Below are 16,168 nucleotides of genomic sequence, written 5' to 3'. Positions count from 1 at the left end.
TTATGACTGAAGCCCTCATTATCCGCATTACCTGCCCGTCCAAGGATGTGGCTCAGAAGATCGCCGATGCGTCGGTTGAACAGCGGCTGGCCGCCTGCGCGAATCTGGAGGCGCCGGTAAGTTCGACCTATCTCTGGAAAGGGGTTGTCGAGCAGGCTTTCGAACATGTGCTGTGGCTGAAATCTGTCCCGGCCTGCTGGGATGCGCTGGAAAAGCTGGTGACGGAGATTCACCCTTATGACGTCCCAGCCATGGTGGCCTGGCCCTGTAGCCACGTCCTTTCTGATTATGCCGACTGGCTGGGCGAGAATACGAAAGCACCCGCAGAATAATGCCGACACAGAGAATTACAGACCGGTTCGACAAGGTTCGTGCCGAGAACCGCGCTGCGCTCGTGACATATATCATGGCGGGCGATCCCGATCTTGAGACAAGCTATCAGGCGCTTTGTGCGCTGCGCGACAACGGGGCTGACATTATCGAGCTGGGCGCGCCATTCACCGATCCGATGGCTGATGGCCCGGCGATCCAGCGGGCCGGGCAGCGCAGTCTCAAGGCTGGCACGAAGCTGAAGGATGTCCTCGCGCTGGCGGAAAGGTTTCGCGAAGACGACAAGGAAACCCCGCTTATCCTCATGGGCTATGCCAATCCGGTGCATCTGATGGGCTATGACGCTTTCGCGGATGCAGCCTCTCAGGCCGGGATTGACGGGACAATCCTGGTCGACCTCCCGCCAGAGGAAGACCATGAGCTGCGCCAGGCCTATGAGAAGTATGGCATTTCCGTTATCCGGCTGGCCACGCCGACGACCACCGACAAGCGCATTGCCAAGGTTGCCGAAGGGGCATCCGGCTTTCTCTACTATGTCGCTGTGGCGGGCGTGACGGGCGCCGGATCGGCCGATCCGGAAGATATTCGTGAAGGCGTCGAACGGGCCCGCAAGGTCTCAGGCCTGCCGGTTTGCGTCGGATTCGGCGTAAGAACGGGGGAACAGGCCGCCGCCATGGCGCGTATATCCGATGGGGTTGTCGTCGGGTCTGCTTTCGTAGATCATGTGCGATTGGCGCTTGAGGCTGATGATACCGGGAGTATAGCCGGGCGGATGGGGAAACTGGCCGAAGAGTTGTCGGACGCGCTTAAAGGCGTAGCTTGAGAAGCAGATTGGACCAGACAGGGAGTCCAGCTTAAATGAATTGGCTAACAAATTTTCGCACGCCGGGTCTGAAGACCTTTCTATCGTCCAAGAAAGAGACGCCTGATAATCTTTGGGTGAAATGCCCGAAGAGTGGCGAGCTCGTCTATCGCTCCGATCTTGAAGAGAGCTGGTATGTGACCCCGGCTGGCGCGCATATGAGAATTTCGCCGCGCCGCCGCTTTCGCCTTCTCTTTGATGATGAGCGCTGGGAGCCATTGGAGCTGCCAGAGGTCCAGCAGGACCCGCTGAAGTTCAAGGACGACAAGCCGTATCCATCCCGCATCAAGGCGGCCAAAGCCAAGATTGCCGCGCGTGAGAAGGAAGAAAGCCCGGACGCAAGCCCGCCGATAAGCCAGGAAGACTGTATGGCCGCGGCTTTCGGGCGTGTAGATGGCCAGCCGGCTGTTATCCTCGTTCAGGATTTCGCCTTCATGGGCGGTTCGCTTGGCATGGCGGCTGGCGAGGCCTTCATTGCCGCGGCCCAGATGGCTGTCGCACGCAAGGCGGCTTTCGTCGTATGCACAGCTTCTGGCGGTGCGCGTATGCAGGAAGGCACGCTGTCGCTGATGCAGATGCCGCGGACCACGCTGGCGATTGACGAGGTCCGCGAGGCGGGGCTTCCCTATATCGCGGTGCTCTGCGACCCGACATCTGGCGGTGTTTCAGCCTCCTATGCGATGCTGGGCGATGTTCACCTGGCCGAGCCGGGGGCGATGATCGCCTTTTCCGGGCCGCGTGTGATCGAGCAGACGATCCGCGAGAAACTGCCTGAAGGCTTCCAGCGGTCCGAATTCCTACGCCAGAAAGGCCAGGTCGATATCGTCTGCGATCGCCGCGAGATGAAAGAGACGCTTGGCCGGATCCTCAAACATCTTCTGCCAGCGCGGAATTCCGACGGTACTGAAATCGGCCCGGTAAAGGCGCCGTCTGCCGATGCGCCTTCCGGAGAAAAAGCTGAAGACAAGAAGGCCAAAAAGGCTTGATCGACACCCAACTCGCCGTCGATACGGCGCTGAAAAGGTTCGAGAAATATAACCCGGCTGACCGGGCGCTTTCGCTTGACCGCATTCTGGTTGTGCTGGAAGAGCTGGGCTCTCCTCATCTTGACCTGCCGCCGACAATCCATGTCGCCGGGACAAACGGCAAAGGTTCGGTTGTCGCCTTTATCCGCGCGATGGCGGAGGCGGCGGGCCTGAAGGTCCATACATCAACCTCGCCGCATCTGGTCCGGTTCAATGAGCGGATCCGGCTCGCCGGGGAGCTGATTTCCGACGACTATCTTGTCGATTGTCTGGAGCGCGTCGAGGGCGCACTTCTTGGGAGCCGCGAGATCACCCATTTCGAGGCCGCCCAGGCCGCGGCGTTCCTGGCCTTTCATGAGACCCCGGCGGACCTGCTGGTGCTCGAAGTCGGGCTTGGCGGGCGCTATGATGCCTCCAATGTGATCGAGAAATCCGCCTGTTCGGTTTTTACCCCGATCGACCTCGATCATCAGGCTTTCCTCGGGAACACGATCTCGAAAATCGCCCGTGACAAGGCGGGGATCCTGAAGCCCGAATGCCCGGCTGTTTCGGCCGTCCAGAGCCCCGATGCGGAAGCCGCGATCCGGGCTGAGGCGGACAGGACCGGGGCGGAGATTTCCTTCCTCTCCGAGGCCGATAAAGCCGCGATCTTCCCGCCGCTCGGCCTCTCTGGCGATCACCAGATGGCGAATGCCGTGCTCGCCGCGAAGGCCCTAAAAACATCGCAGATACAGGGTATTACAGACAAGGCAATCCTTTCGGGCTGTGCCACAGCCCATTGGCCTGCGCGGATGCAGCAACTCTCGCCGGGGCCTGTGACAGAGCTCGCAAACGGCCTGCCGGTCTGGCTCGATGGCGGACACAATCCCCATGCAGGTCGCGCCCTTTCCAGGGTACTTGACCAGCTCGATGCTGAAGCCGGAACCGACACGACCATGCTGGTCTCAGCAATGCTCAACAACAAGGACGCGACCGGGTTTTTTGCTGCCCTGTCCCGGCCCGGCCTCAAGGTCTTTACCTGCCCGATCGCGGACAATGAGAACAGTTTCACCCCGGAAGACCTCGCTGCAGCGGCGCGGAAAAGCGGGGCGGGTGCGGCGGCACATGAGAGTTTCGAGGCGGCGATGCGCGCGGCTGTCGCGGCCGGGGCCGAGCGTATCCTGATCTGTGGTTCTCTTTATCTGGCAGGCAAGGTGCTCGCCCTGAATGACGAGCTACCGCGCTGATTTATATACTATTTCACTGATTTTATGAGATCCCGGCCTGCGCCGGGATGAGCGGAGTGAGGGCTGTGCCTGCGTTCGCAAACCGGGTGGCTTGCGGTACAGACGGTCAAGATTTTTCGGCCCTCAACTCGTATCCGGCCAGGCCCTGAAGGCGGTCTTCACGCGCTCTGGCAGGGCGTGGGCGAACATGCCGAAGGCGGTGCCGTAGCGGTGCAGCCTGTCCTGCGCACCGATGATCGGTTCCGGGGCGCCCTCGCGCTTCAGCCGGGATATGAGACGTGCCATCCGCCGGGCGGCAGGCCAGGGGTTGTCCAGCAGTGTGCGCAGGGTGTGAAGACGGTCCAGCAGCGGTGTGGTGACGGTGTGAGCACGGTACATTTTGCTGGCTCGCGCCTGAAGCACCTGAAGGGCAGCGCCATCATAGCGATAGACCGGCATCAGAACGAAGCTTGTACGGCGTGTGCCGGGGGCGGGTGTACGCGGCGTTCGGGCGGGTGCCTGTGGGGCGGTGGCGGCGGCCGGGAGCGGCCCGATCTCCGCGGCGAGCAGGACGAGCAGCTGGCGCAGGATGGCCTCGATCCGTTTCAGCGTGGCGCGCACACGCCGGGCCACAGCGCGCGAAATCGTCTCGGGCCGCAAATGCAGATTGGCGCGCGCGGCAGCTGTATCCAGCGCATCGCGTACAGCGTTGAACCCTTCCGTCAGAAATCCGGTGAGATTGGACATGGGGAGAAGGATAGGGGTCAAGGCTATCCGGTCGGATGGATTGTTGGTGGCAATTTCTAAAATGGGGGGCGCTGGATACCTGCCTTCGCAGGTATCGGCGGAGAGATTGGGTGCGGTGGCAGGGTTAGTGGTTGAGGGTGAGGTAGAGGTCTGCCCAGCCGGGATTCGTCTCTTCGATCAGTCTAATCTTCCAGGCGCGCTTCCATTTCTTGATCTGGTATTCACGGGTCTTGGCGCTGTTGCGGGTTTCGTGGGCTTCGAGCCAAACGAGGCGTGTGACACCGTATTTCTGTGTGAATACAGCACCGAGGCCCTGCTTGTGGAGCCAGATACGCTGCGAGATGTCATCGGTGTGGCCAGTGTAGAGGGTGCCGTTTTTCTGGCTGGCAAGGATATAGACGTAGAAAATGAGGTACCCCTATTTGCCGCAGACCCCTGTGAAGACAGGGGTCCATGGAATTAGCGGTAAAGCAAGGGCTGATGGTGGTTACTTGTTTGGTGTAACCGCAAACCTTTCAACCTGAACCGATGAAGATGCACCATGGATACCTGCTTTCGCAGGTATCTGCGGAGATATGAGTTAGTGGCCCTGTCCCCGAGGCGAGAACATCAGGCATTCTTGATCGTAAGCCCCCCGTCGACGGGGATGTGGACGCCGTTGAGGTAGCTGGCGGCCGGCAGCACGCAGGAGAGCGTGATGTTGGCGACTTCTTCCGGGATGCCATAGCGGCGCAGCGGCACGCGGCGCTTGGAGAAGATTTCCTTGTGCTCGTCGGGGATACGGTCGGTGATGCCGGTGCGGATGGGGCCGGGGCAGATACAGTTGACCGTGATGCCCTCACGTCCGAGATCAACCGCGAGGCCGCGCGTCAGGCCGATGACGCCATGCTTGGCAGCGGCATAGGGCGAGTTGCCGGGCGTTGCGCCGAGCCCTTCGGTGGAGGCGACATTGACGATGCGGCCCCAGCCGGCCTCGCGCATATAGGGCAGCGCGGCGCGGATGGCGCGTTGGTGAGAGGAGAGCATGACGTTGAGCGTCGGTTCCCAGCTGTCTTCATAGGATTCTTCGCCGACATCGGCGGGGATGGCAAAGCCGGCATTGTTGACGAGGATTTCCAGCCCGCCGAAATGATCTGCCGCTTCGTTAACGACGCGCTTGATGGTGACGGGATCGGAAACGTCCATCGCCCAGCCGGCGACATTGGTGAAGCCTGCGTCCCGGATCTCTTTCACGACCGCGTCGACGGCGTCCTGCTTCAGGTCGGTGACGGCGACATTGGCGCCCTGGCGCGCGAAAAGGTGGGCGGTGGCCCGGCCCATGCCGCTGGCTGCGCCTGTGATAAGCGCGGTCCTGCCTTCGATCGAGCGGGAAAGGTCCTGATAGGGCTCCATGTCATTCCTCCTGATATGCTTTGAGTGAGGATTAGGGGCACGGGCTGACGGCGTCCATGGGTGACGCGTGGGGAAGGGCCGGGCGAGCTGGGTCCCGGATAGCGCCTGCGGCGCTTCCGGGATGACGGGGGAGGAGATGGCAAAAGAAAAGCCCGCCGCGGCATTTGCCGGGCGGGCCAGTCTCGTCAAGAAAGGCGCGAGGGGTTCAGGCGCTTTCCTTGATCCATTCGGCGATGCGCTGTTTCGACATCGCGCCAAGATGGGTTGCGGCAACCTTGCCATCCTTGAACATCATCAGGGTGGGCAGCCCGCGAACGCCGAATTTCGACGCGGAAACGGGGTTTTCGTCGACATTGATCTTGGCGATCTTCACTTCGCCGGCCATCTCTTCGGAGACGGCTTCGAGATGTGGCGACATCTGTTTACACGGGCCGCACCATTCGGCCCAGAAGTCCACCACGACCGGGGTGTCACCGGAAATCGCGGCGTCGAAATCGTCGTCGGTAATGTGTTCGGCGGCCATGTTGCCTCCTTATGGTTCGTGTCTGTGCCCCAATAGATAGGGAATCTGTGGTGAGTTCAAACGCCATCAACTAAACGGTTGCGTGAGTTCTCCAATAGAGAAGGTGCAAGTTCGAACAGTTTCGGCCCGTCGGTGTAGAGCAGGGCGGGGCGCACGGTGCGGCCCTCCCATGCGGTTTCCAGCACCATCTGGTAGGCCGCCATCTGGAGAAGATACGAGCTGTCGATGTCTTCCGCGCGGGCGGGGGCGGGACGGTCTGTCTTGAAGTCGATGAGCAGGATGTCGGTCTCGTTTATGACGAGGCGGTCGACCCGGCCATTGATGATGAGGCGCTCGCCGCCGCTGGTGAGTTCGCCGACGACAGCGGCCTCGGCCCGTCCACCGGGGGCAAAGACGGCGGCGAAGGCCGGGTCGTTCAGTGTGGCGAGCGTGACCGACAGGATTTCCGCGCGGGCGCTGGCCTCAAGATCGGTATGGCGGTCGAGCCAGCTGCGGGCAGCCGTTTCGCGTGTGTCTTCGGGCAGTTCCGGCAGGTATTGCAGCAGGGCGTGGATCAGCTGGCCGCGCTTGAGGGCGGCCGACCGGGCCTTGCCGAAGGGCTTGGTGACAGGAGCGGTGTCGCGCAGCAGGCGGCTCGGCGCGGTGACGCGAGGCGCGCGGTCATGGCGGGTGACAGGGGTACGCGTCCAGCCGGGCGCTTCGGGCCGGGCGCGGCGGTCGCCGGCCTTGCCGACCGGGGGCACGATGTTGCCATAGGTGAGGGAGGTGTCGATCTCGTCTGTGCCTGTCAGCTCGAGCATGGCGGTGCGGCAGAGGGCGTACCAGGAGCCTTCGCTGTAGCCGGCACTTGTCTTGCGGCCGGTAAAGGCCCCGCCAATGACAAGCCGGTCCTGCGCGCGGGTGAGCGCGACATAGAGCAGGCGGCGGGCCTCGCGCGCCTGTGCGGCGGCGCGGGCCTCGCGCAGTTCCGCGATGAGGGGCGGGTCGTCGGCCTTTCTGGGGCTGTAGACCGGTGTGCCGTCCTCCAGCATGAACAGGCTGCTGGTGTCGGCTTTTTCCCCGCCTGTCGTGTCGGGCAGGATGACGATGGGGGCCTGCAGGCCCTTGGCGCCGTGGACGGTCATGACGCGGATCTGGCCGTGGGCTTCGGCAAGGTCGCGCTTGAGCTGGCTGTCGTCGCCTTCGATTTCGGCGAGGAAGGTCTGCAGGCTGGCCGCCTCGCCCATGGCATGGCCGAGTGCACGGTTGATGAGGGCGTTGACCGGATCGCGGGCCGGCTCCCCCAGCCGCTGGATGAGCCGGTCCCAGCCCGACAGGCCATCGCGGCGGGTGACGAGCACCCGCATGATGAGATCAAAGGCGGACAGGTGACGGTTCGCCAGCAAGTCCTCGCAGAAGGCGCGGGCGGCGGTGAAACGGGGATCGGTGGCGGTCTTGAGTCGGTCCCACAGGCGTTCGTCCTTGCTGCGCCCATGCGCGAGGGGGAAGAGCTCATTATCGTCATCGACCAGTCCGCAGAACGGCCCGCGCAGGATTTCCGCAAGCGTCAGGTCATCGCCGGGCATGAGGGCGAAGCGGATCAGGTTGAGGCAGTCCTGCACGCCGATATGATCGAGCAGGACGAGCCGGTCTGCGCCCGCAACGGGGAGTTTCGCGGCCTTGAGGGCCTTGATGATGGCTTCGAACAGCACGCCACGCTTGCGCACGAGGATGAGGATATCGTCCGGTTCGGCGGCTTTCTGTTCGCCGTTGCGCCAGACGGGCTCTCCGGTGTCGATCATCTGCCGGATTTCAGCGGCGACTTTCTGCGCCAGCCGGTTCCTGGGGGAGCTTTCGGAGAGGTGATCGAGCGGGGCGTCCCACGGGTCGCCTTCCTCTTCGTCCGTATGCGGCTCAACTGGCCAGAGGTCGACGCGGCCCGGCTGGTCGGCACGCCGGGCAACGTGGGTGAGATCATCGGCTTCATCGGGTATCGTTTCGGAGAAAGGATGTCCCTCGAAGCGGTCCTGGTTGAATACGTTGTCGACGAAAGAGAGGACTTCCGGGCTGGAGCGGAAGGACATGGTCATGTCTGGCAGGTTGGCCTGGCCGTGCAGGGCTTCCTCGGCTTCGGCGAAGCGGCGTTTCTCGGTCAGGAACTGCTCCGGGTCTGCGCCCTGGAAGGAGTAGATGGACTGCTTCTTGTCCCCGACGGTAAATTGTGTGCGCGGATCGGTGCTGCGCTCGGCACCCTCGCCGGCACGGAACTCGGAGACCAGCGCATTGATGATCTCCCATTGGGCGGGGCTGGTATCCTGCGCCTCGTCGAGCAGGATATGGGTGAGGCCGCCATCGAGCTTGTAGAGCACCCATTCGGCAAGGCCCCCGGATGTGAGCAGGGCACGCGTGTGCTGGATGAGGTCATCGAAGTCGAGCGCGGCGCGTCCTGTCTTCCCGGCCCGGAAGGCTGACAGGACGGGCAGGCCTGTGTCGATAAGGGCGACGGTGCGCTCATAGGCCTGCCGGGCGATCAGGTCTTTCAGCAGCGCCCGGAAGCGGGCGGCTTCGCTGCCTTCGCCATCCTTCATCTGGAAGAGATCAGCCAGGCCGGGGGTCGTCTTGGCCGCACCTGCCGTATACGGATTGCTTGCCCGGAATGCGCCAGTCGTGGTCAGGAAGATCGTCCGATATACGTCCCATCTCTCCATGAGCGGGGCATCGGAGAGAATAAACACCAGCGTCTCAAGCAGGTTTCCGTCGCTCTTGCCGGGCTTGTCCAGTTCGCCAAGTCCCTGTGCGATGCTGGCAAGGGCGGCACGTGGCAGGCCACGGCCGACGGCGCGCTCCATGATCTCCTCGACCGTTTCATCAGGAGCTTCAAGCCGCGCCCTGAGCTGTGTCTTCAGGCTGTCCGGGTCCTGCCCTGTCAGGCCTCCCCGTGCGCCGCGAAGGGATGATAGCGGTGCCGCGGCCCCAAAGCCGCCGCCGGCTTCGGAGAGGATTTCCAGTGCATCAGGGCGCGCTTTGCTGGCCGTGACGATGCCGTCCGCAAGGCTCTCATCCCAGAGGCGGTCGGCTTCCTGGTCTTCCATCTCCGCAAATCCGGGCGAGACATCAGCTTCAAGCGGGAAGCGGCGCAGGATGCGTGAGCAGAAAGCGTGAATCGTTTCGATGCGCAGGCCGCCGGGGGTTTCAAGCGCGCGGGCGAAGAGGGCGCGGGCAGCCTTGAGGTCTTCCTGAGAATAGCTTTCCGGCGCGCGGTGTTCGAGCCGGGCGAGTTCGGCACGCAGCTCGGTATCTTCCAGAACGGACCAGCGCCCGAGCTGGCCGAACAGACGCGACAGCATCTCGTTGGCGGCGGCCTTGGTGTAGGTCACACACAGGATCGTGTCCGGGTCGGCCCCCTTGCGGCCGTCTTCCCGGCGCAGGAGCAGGCGGGCGACACGGTCGATCAGGACCTTGGTCTTGCCAGACCCGGCATGGGCCTCGACCCAGGCAGAGCGGTCCGGGCGAGCGGCGAGGGCCTGTGCGGCAAGTGCTCTTGCGAAGGCGTCGGGGGCAGTCTCAGTCATCGCCGTCCTCCGCAGCCCATTCATCGCGGCGGGCAAGCCGGGCATAATCAGAGCCGTACTTCGCCCATTTCGGACGCGGCATACTGACATAGGGGTGATCGGGGTCGGCAAACTTTGCGACCAGCTTCAGGAAGCCTTCGCGTGTCTCGTCGATGATCTCTTCGACAGGCTTTTCGGGGTAGGAGTTGCCGACCTTTTCACCTATGTGGCGCACGGCGAATTGCGTGCCGAAGCGAACATATGTCAGCTCACTGACAGAATAGGGTGACAGGCGCCCGTCCTTGCGATCCGGGAAGCCTGCTTCAAGGGCGATAACGGCCTGAAGCGGCATCTGCGGATTGAGTCCGGTCCGAACTTCGCCTTCACCGGGCGGGGCACCGGACTTGAAGTCGAGTATCGCAAGGCTGCCATCATGGCGTTTTTCTATCCGGTCGGCTGTGGCAGTGAGGCGGAAGCCATCCTCTGCGCCAGCTACAGGAAAGGTGTGCGAGCCCTTGAGTTCCGTATACGGAGTACCTGCAATTTCATGGAGCCTGTCATGGCGCCAGGCCAGGTATTCTTCGGCCACGCGTTTGCGGGAAGCCATAGCCCCAAGGATGATGTCCTCGGCTTCGCCTGCTGCGCGCAACTCCTCTTCCAGCATCCTGACCAGCTGTCCGGCCGACTTCTCGACGCCGTCTTCCTCGAATTTCTCGAGCGCGGCATGAATGGCGGTTCCGCGCGGGCGGGCATCTACGGGCATGTCGAGCGCGTCGAGCTTTGTCAGGCCAAGGACATATTGTGCATAGATCGCATAAGGGTCGCGTTGCAGGGCTTCGATCCGTGTAACCGAAAGTCCTTTCGGGCGCTGCTCGAGCGGTGGCTTCGGGCGGGGCTCTGAGCGGAACCCGCTGAGCTCCTCAGGTTTACGAAGAGCCTTCAGCCATTCGCGCGGATCCTGATCCGCCTGCGGGGAAAGAGTTCTTGCGGCTTCTTCCTCGCCGAGCGCACCGCGTGCCAGCGTGTTCAAACGCCAGAGCCAGCGTGAACTGATCGCCGGGGCATCCTCACGCCGGCGGGACGATAGCAGGGTGACATTGGGAGCGGCGGCCATCTGGGCAAAGTCGTGCGCGGAAAGGCCGATACGTTCATCCGGGTCGTTGAGGCCGATCTCACGCCGGAAGCTGCGTGGCAGGAAGGCGTCTGCCGGTGGCTGGGCGGGCCAGACGCCTTCATTGAGCCCGGCCAGGATGAGCCGGTCAGCCGATTGCAGGCGGGCTTCCAGTGGCCCCCAGATATTGAGCCGCGGATGTTCGATGGCTTCCTCGCGGACCATGATGGTTGTGCAGAAAGCCTTGAACAGTTCTGTCCAGATTTCCGGGGTGGCCGGGGCCATGCTCTTGGTGACTTCGGCAAAGTCCCTTAGCGCTGTCGAAAGCGCGGCGCCATCCGGCCCGGCCCATGGCAGTGGTGTAGCGCCGAGGCTTCCCATCAAATCACTGACGGCCTCCAGGAAGGCCATGCCGCTTACCTGTTCATCGCTTGCATCGAGACCGGCCGCATGGAAACGCGCCTGCAAGTCTGCACTGAGCGCAAGTGCCGCTTCTGCATGATGCGGTTGCAGGCCGGCGCGGTAGGCGTGTTCCTCATCACTTGCCAGACGCTTGATGTGTATATTGAGGGAAGCCCAGTCGTCCCAGCGGCGCGGCCCGCGCAGAAAGAAGCGCTCGAACGCGGCAATGTCATGTGTCACCTCGACCTGTGCGTGCTTCAGCACCGCCAGCATGGAGACGGGGTGGGTCGGATCGCTCACCCATTCCATGACAAGCGCAGCAAGGCTGCCTGCTGGCGTCTGGAGAAGTGGTGTGCCACCGGACGGGGCGACATGCACATCCCATTGCCTGAGAAGCGCGGAAACCCGCCGGGCCAGCCCTGTGTCGGGCGTGACGAGCGCGGCTGTCTGGTCCCCTGTTTCCAGCGTCAGGCGCAACAGGAGCGCAGCACACCAGGCCTCGTCGCTTTCGTCATCGGCCTCGATCATGGTCAGGCCGGAAAATCCGTCGCGGGCGAAATCGGCCCTGTCCCGCGTGCCGGAAAGGACGTCGAGACGCTCCAGCCAGCCAGACGTGTCGTCAGCCGGGGCAAGCGCTTCGTGGACAAGCGTGCGCCGGGCATTCTGCTGCGGGCTCGTCTCAAGGCCGGGCCATGCGGCCACTTCATGCGGGGCGAGGCCGAGCGATGCGAGCGTGCGCGCGATGGTGAACTGCGGATGGTTGGGCGTCTCGGAGATGCGCTCCCATGCGCCGTGGCTCACTTCGCGGTCGAGCCCCGGCAGGACGATCAGGCTGCGCGGCAGGGTGAGCGCGGCTTTCATCAGTATGCGGCCGGATGGGTCTGCGCCGGTGGAGCCTGCGATGATGATGTCGCCCTTTGGAGGCGTGTCCTGCCAGCGTTTCGCGGTGGCTTCGGCAGCGGCGAGACGTCGGGCATACGGGTCCATCTGGACATTGCGTTCAAGGTCTTCGGGCCACTGGCGGGTGATGATGTCGAGGAAATTCACAGATTTCTGCCAGTGTTCGGCGAGCTGGCGTTCGGCCACCAGCGTGTCGAGCCTGTCCCAGTCGACATTTCCCGAAAGTGCCGCCTGGTCCAGAAGCCGCGAGAGTTCGCGTGCCGCTGCTATGGAGGATGCGGGCGGGATCGATTGGCCGAGCTTCTCGTAATAGGCGCTGACAAGCACGGCGAGACGGCCAAGCCTTTCTGCGGGGGAGATGGCAGGTGGCAGGTCAGCCAGGGCACTTTCCGCGCCGGGCGGAGGTTCATCGCTTTCAAGATCGCCAAGCGGGCGGATGTCCGGCATCAGGAGGGCCTTGCCGCCAGCAGCCCTGTGGAGCGCCAGGGCGAGCGCGCGTGCCGAGCGACGATTGGGGACGTAAATCAAATCATCGGCCAGCGCATCGGGGTGCGTGGCGAAGTCTTTCTCGCGGGCGAGCGTTGTGGCGAGCGCTGTCAGGGTGTCGGCGCCGGCCGGGATGGTGCGGACCTTCGGGGCACCGGCGTCGAAAAGGCGATCCCTGCTCATGCGCCGAAACACCACATCCACATTTCTGCGTCCTTCAGGGCCTGTGGGTCCCCGACATGCAGCCAGAAGCGGTCAAGCGGCAGGCCGTGCATGCGTCCGCTTGAGAGGAGCCCTGACCAGATGCGGAAAGCGGAGAAGGGTTCGGGGCTGTGGTCGGCGTAAAGTGCCGGATTGGCGATGCGCAGGCCGGCATAGGCCCAAGGGGCTGAAGCTGCGTCACCGCGGTGGGTGAGCGTGCCGTCTTCAGCGCGAAAGAAGTCCCCGGGACCGCCAAAGCCGAGGCAGCGGCCCGTGTCTGCGAGCAGCAGCAGCTCGTCCATGCGGGCGGGATCATAGGCATCTGCTAGCTGTCTGAGGGGGCTGGCACCTGAGGGTGCCCAGAAGGCGTCGGTGTTGACGACAAAGACAGGACCCTCGCCAAGAAGCGGGGCGGCCTTGGCCAGCGCGCCGCCGGTCTCGAGCACTTCCTCGCGTTCGTCGGAAAAGACGACCTCGACGCCGCCATAGCCTTTCACATGCGCTTCGACCTGGCCGGCACACCAGTGCGTGTTGACCACGAGGCGTTTGACCCCGGCTTCGATCAGCGGTTCGACCTGCCGGTCGATCAGGGGTTTGCCGGCGACCTTGAGGAGTGGTTTGGCCGTATCATCCGTCAGCGGGCGCATGCGTGTGCCGAGCCCGGCGGCGAGGATCATCGCAGTGTCTGGCATAGTCGTCATTGCGTCAGGCATCCTCGAAGATGAAGGGCGCAGTGTCACGCACAAAGGCAGACATGCCAGCCGCAGCCGGATGCTGGAGGTTGCGTGCGAGCAGGCGTTTCTGGCGGGGCAGGAAGTCGAGATAGCGCTGCTTGCCATCGCGCGAGACGAGGCGGGAGAAAATGCCGGTGATGCGCAGCGCATTCAGCGCGCCGATCACGGCGAGGCGTTCAAGGAAGTCGGTTTCGGTCTTGCCGGTCCGGTTGAGATAGGTGCGGATGGCGGCATCGCGGGCCTCTGCGGAAACCTCGCGGCGGGCATCCTGAACCAGCATTGCCATGTCCCATGCGTCCCAGCCGATGACGGCGTCCTGGAAGTCCAGAAGGCCGATCCGGGCGCGGCCCTTGCGTTCGGGCAGCCAGATCAGATTTTCGGCATGATAGTCGCGGAGTGTGAGTTCGCGTGGGAAGGTGCGGGCCTGGTCTATCAGGGCGTCGCGCTCTTCTTCCCAACGTGCCCGGGCAATGTCTGTCATCTTCATGCGGGGGTCGAGTTCCGGCAGCCAGTCGGCAAAGAGGTCGGCGTTGACCCGCAGGGCGAGGTCATCAAAGGCCAGAAGCGGCCACTCGCAGCCCAGTCCTTCAAGGACGGCTGGGCGGTCGAGGACGTGCAGCTCGGCCAGGGCTTCGGCGGCGGCTGTGTAGAGGGTGATCTCGTCTTCGCCCTGTTCGATCAGGCGGGCAAACTCCTTCAGCGTGCCGAAATCCTCAATCACGGCAAGGCCGAGAGACGGGTCGCCAGCATGGATCTCCGGGGCGCTGAAGCCGTTGCGTTTCAACCAGCCGCCTATGGCCGCGAATGCTTCGACCCGGGATGCGGCGAGACGTGACTGCTTGTTCCAGCCCCCGGCAAGGCGCTCGGCATCAGTGAGTGTGGGCGTACACGGGTCGTCCTCGACAGGCGGGGCGTCCATGAGCAGGGCTGTCGTGCCATCCGGACGGGTCAGGCGGCCATAGCGGCGCGTTGAGGCGTCCTGGTTTAGCCAGTCGAGGCGCGCATCCTTCCAGCCTTCCTGTGTCAGGAAGACGTCTATCTGGTGCGCACGTGTGGTTTCAAATCCCATGAAGGCGAGCTTGCCAGTCTTCGCCGTGCGCTTCCAGCCTTGCCGTGCGGCCATCCTGCGTTTGTTCAAGGGCAAGATCGAGCCGCCATTGGGGGAGGTGTTCGCCTGCCTTGTCCGGCCACTCGATCAGGGCGAGACCGTCCATGGTTTCCTCCCAGCCGAGCTCCATGACCTCATCCGGGGTCTCGAGGCGGTAGAGGTCGAAGTGAAAGACGGTGAGGCCCGGCGTGTCATAGGTCTGGACGAGGGTATAGGTCGGGCTGGGCACATCTGTTTCAGCCCCGGAAAGGATGGAGATGAGGGCACGGGCGAAGGTGGTCTTGCCGGCGCCGAGCCCGCCCTTGAGCGCGATCACGTCCCCGGCTTTAAGGTGCGGGGCAAGCCGCCGCGCGAGCCGGGATGTCGCTTCGATGTCAGGCAGGTGGATTTCGAGAAAGCTCATGTGAGGCTGTCCAGGGTTTGCCGGATGGCGCCAAGCAGTGCGTCGGCAGGCTCGCAGCCGACCGAAAGGCGGACATAGCTGTCTGGCACATCGTCGCCCCAGCGGGCGCGGCGTTCACCACTTGTCTGGATGCCGCCGAAGCTGGTGGCGTGAAAGACGGCCGGGCAGTCTTCAATAAAGCGTTCGGCAGTCGCCGCATCGGTGAACTGGATGCCAATGATGAAGCCGGGCCGGGCCATCTGGCGGGTGGCTGTCGGGTATGACGGATCGTCAGCAAGGCCGGGATAGCGCACTGAACCAGTGGCCGGATGGCTGTAGAACAGGTTGGCGAGGGCTTCTGCATTGGCGCACATTCGCTCCAGCCGGACATCCAGTGTCATCAGGCCGCGATAGGCAAGATAGGCTTCCGATGGGCCGGGGGTCGCCCCGGAGAGTTTGCGCCACTGGCGGACCCGCTCCATGAGGGCGCTATCGCGCCCGGCGACATGACCGAAGAGGACGTCGGAATGGCCACACAGGGCCTTTGTGTCGGATGAGACAGCCAGGTCGGCCCCAAGATCCAGAACCGGCTGCAGCAGGGGCGTGGCGGTGGTGTTGTCGACACAGACCAGCCCGCCGCTTTCATGCGTGCGCGCGGCAATTGCGGCAATATCGCAGACATCGAGTCCCGGATTTGACGGGGTTTCGAGCCATACGAGGTCATAGCCGGAGACATCGTGATCGCTCATCTGCCCGGTTGGCAGTTCAGTGACGTCTATATCGTGCTGGCGCAGGAACTCATCGAGGAGGACGCGAACCGTGTAATAGCCATCAGAGGGCAGAAGGATGCGCGCCCTTGGTTTGAGGCAGGCCATGATCGCGGCGGTGACGGCGGCCATGCCGGACGGAAAGCAGACGGTCTCTGCGTCCTCGAGCACGCCGATGGCGGCTTCGACGCTTGCCCAGGTCGGATTGTCGAACCGGCCATACGGAAAAGCATGATCCGGATCACCGGGCAGGGCATACTTGGCGGCGTTGACGACCGGCGGCGTCAGGCTTTCGCCTCGACCGAGTTTCGCGGCACGGGCATGCAGCATCTCCATCATGCGGGCAGAGGGGTCTGGCACTGTAAGGCACGTCCTTTCCGGCGTTTTACAATGCGGGAATGTGCCGGGCTGGCCTCGCGGGTCAAGCCTTCAGGCTTTCCTTGAACGTGCTGCGCTGTTATCG

The 16,168-nt window shown here is 63.4% G+C and carries 14 protein-coding genes; 4 read left to right on the top strand and 10 right to left on the bottom strand.

The window, feature by feature from the left end; genetic code table 11:
• Positions 1-2: 2 nt before the first annotated feature.
• The 4 genes from cutA to Q1K31_RS04765 are packed head-to-tail and all read left to right on the top strand — an operon-like array spanning position 3 to position 3,443.
• Positions 3-332: a divalent-cation tolerance protein CutA gene (gene cutA, locus Q1K31_RS04780; RefSeq protein ID WP_300377285.1), complete on the top strand. Its 330-nt coding sequence runs from the start codon at positions 3-5 to the stop codon at positions 330-332.
• Entirely contained in the window at positions 332-1,153 is an 822-nt protein-coding gene (gene trpA, locus Q1K31_RS04775; RefSeq protein ID WP_300377283.1) for a tryptophan synthase subunit alpha, read from the top strand. Before cutA ends, trpA begins: the two co-directional genes overlap by 1 nt.
• A 35-nt stretch (positions 1,154-1,188) precedes the next feature.
• Positions 1,189-2,178 (top strand): acetyl-CoA carboxylase carboxyltransferase subunit beta, encoded by a 990-nt coding sequence (locus tag Q1K31_RS04770; protein ID WP_300377281.1) that lies wholly within the window; start codon positions 1,189-1,191, stop codon positions 2,176-2,178.
• Positions 2,175-3,443 carry a folylpolyglutamate synthase/dihydrofolate synthase family protein gene (locus Q1K31_RS04765; RefSeq protein ID WP_300377279.1) on the top strand — a complete coding sequence of 423 codons (1,269 nt, stop codon included), beginning with the start codon at positions 2,175-2,177 and terminating at the stop codon, positions 3,441-3,443. Before Q1K31_RS04770 ends, Q1K31_RS04765 begins: the two co-directional genes overlap by 4 nt.
• 123 nt (positions 3,444-3,566) lie before the next feature.
• On the opposite strand, the gene Q1K31_RS04760 is transcribed toward Q1K31_RS04765, so the two are convergent.
• The 10 genes from Q1K31_RS04760 to Q1K31_RS04715 form a co-directional block, all read right to left on the bottom strand.
• The gene (locus tag Q1K31_RS04760; protein WP_300377277.1) at positions 3,567-4,169 is read right to left on the bottom strand and encodes a hypothetical protein; all 603 of its coding nucleotides are present in this window, start codon (positions 4,167-4,169) and stop codon (positions 3,567-3,569) included.
• 124 nt (positions 4,170-4,293) lie between these two features.
• Positions 4,294-4,563: a GIY-YIG nuclease family protein gene (locus Q1K31_RS04755; RefSeq protein WP_300378257.1), complete on the bottom strand. Its 270-nt coding sequence runs from the start codon at positions 4,561-4,563 to the stop codon at positions 4,294-4,296.
• Between the two features lie 215 nt (positions 4,564-4,778).
• Positions 4,779-5,561: an SDR family NAD(P)-dependent oxidoreductase gene (locus tag Q1K31_RS04750; protein WP_300377275.1), complete on the bottom strand. Its 783-nt coding sequence runs from the start codon at positions 5,559-5,561 to the stop codon at positions 4,779-4,781.
• Positions 5,562-5,766: 205 nt separating this feature from the next.
• Positions 5,767-6,084 (bottom strand): thioredoxin, encoded by a 318-nt coding sequence (trxA, locus tag Q1K31_RS04745; protein ID WP_300377273.1) that lies wholly within the window; start codon positions 6,082-6,084, stop codon positions 5,767-5,769.
• A gap of 56 nt (positions 6,085-6,140) precedes the next feature.
• The gene (gene addA, locus Q1K31_RS04740) at positions 6,141-9,635 is read right to left on the bottom strand and encodes a double-strand break repair helicase AddA (protein ID WP_300377271.1); all 3,495 of its coding nucleotides are present in this window, start codon (positions 9,633-9,635) and stop codon (positions 6,141-6,143) included.
• Positions 9,628-12,696, bottom strand: coding sequence for a double-strand break repair protein AddB (gene addB, locus Q1K31_RS04735; RefSeq protein ID WP_300377269.1), 3,069 nt, complete (start codon positions 12,694-12,696; stop codon positions 9,628-9,630). Before addB ends, addA begins: the two co-directional genes overlap by 8 nt.
• Complete coding sequence (locus tag Q1K31_RS04730; protein WP_300377267.1) at positions 12,693-13,415, bottom strand: nucleotidyltransferase family protein; 723 nt, start codon at positions 13,413-13,415, stop codon at positions 12,693-12,695. Before Q1K31_RS04730 ends, addB begins: the two co-directional genes overlap by 4 nt.
• Positions 13,416-13,419: 4 nt before the next feature.
• Positions 13,420-14,571, bottom strand: coding sequence for a phosphotransferase (locus Q1K31_RS04725; RefSeq protein WP_300377265.1), 1,152 nt, complete (start codon positions 14,569-14,571; stop codon positions 13,420-13,422).
• Complete coding sequence (gene tsaE, locus Q1K31_RS04720) at positions 14,507-14,959, bottom strand: tRNA (adenosine(37)-N6)-threonylcarbamoyltransferase complex ATPase subunit type 1 TsaE (protein WP_300377263.1); 453 nt, start codon at positions 14,957-14,959, stop codon at positions 14,507-14,509. Before tsaE ends, Q1K31_RS04725 begins: the two co-directional genes overlap by 65 nt.
• Positions 14,956-16,065 (bottom strand): cystathionine gamma-lyase, encoded by a 1,110-nt coding sequence (locus Q1K31_RS04715; protein ID WP_300377261.1) that lies wholly within the window; start codon positions 16,063-16,065, stop codon positions 14,956-14,958. Before Q1K31_RS04715 ends, tsaE begins: the two co-directional genes overlap by 4 nt.
• Positions 16,066-16,168: the final 103 nt, after the last annotated feature.

Source organism: Henriciella sp. (assembly GCF_029936995.1).
Classification (GTDB): Bacteria; Pseudomonadota; Alphaproteobacteria; order Caulobacterales; family Hyphomonadaceae; genus Henriciella.
The sequence above is the reverse complement of the archived record's forward strand: the minus strand, read 5'-3'. Positions and strand labels throughout refer to the sequence as shown.

Excerpts from the sequence above, each read along its gene's own strand:
- cutA (WP_300377285.1), top strand. The coding sequence starts at position 3 with ATGACTGAAGCCCTCATTATCCGCATTACCTGCCCGTCCAAGGATGTG.
- trpA (WP_300377283.1), top strand. The coding sequence starts at position 332 with ATGCCGACACAGAGAATTACAGACCGGTTCGACAAGGTTCGTGCCGAG.
- Q1K31_RS04770 (WP_300377281.1), top strand. The coding sequence starts at position 1,189 with ATGAATTGGCTAACAAATTTTCGCACGCCGGGTCTGAAGACCTTTCTA.
- Q1K31_RS04760 (WP_300377277.1), bottom strand. The coding sequence starts at position 4,169 with ATGTCCAATCTCACCGGATTTCTGACGGAAGGGTTCAACGCTGTACGC.
- Q1K31_RS04750 (WP_300377275.1), bottom strand. The coding sequence starts at position 5,561 with ATGGAGCCCTATCAGGACCTTTCCCGCTCGATCGAAGGCAGGACCGCG.
- trxA (WP_300377273.1), bottom strand. The coding sequence starts at position 6,084 with ATGGCCGCCGAACACATTACCGACGACGATTTCGACGCCGCGATTTCC.
- addA (WP_300377271.1), bottom strand. The coding sequence starts at position 9,635 with ATGACTGAGACTGCCCCCGACGCCTTCGCAAGAGCACTTGCCGCACAG.
- addB (WP_300377269.1), bottom strand. The coding sequence starts at position 12,696 with ATGAGCAGGGATCGCCTTTTCGACGCCGGTGCCCCGAAGGTCCGCACC.
- Q1K31_RS04730 (WP_300377267.1), bottom strand. The coding sequence starts at position 13,415 with ATGACGACTATGCCAGACACTGCGATGATCCTCGCCGCCGGGCTCGGC.
- Q1K31_RS04725 (WP_300377265.1), bottom strand. The coding sequence starts at position 14,571 with ATGGCCGCACGGCAAGGCTGGAAGCGCACGGCGAAGACTGGCAAGCTC.
- tsaE (WP_300377263.1), bottom strand. The coding sequence starts at position 14,959 with ATGAGCTTTCTCGAAATCCACCTGCCTGACATCGAAGCGACATCCCGG.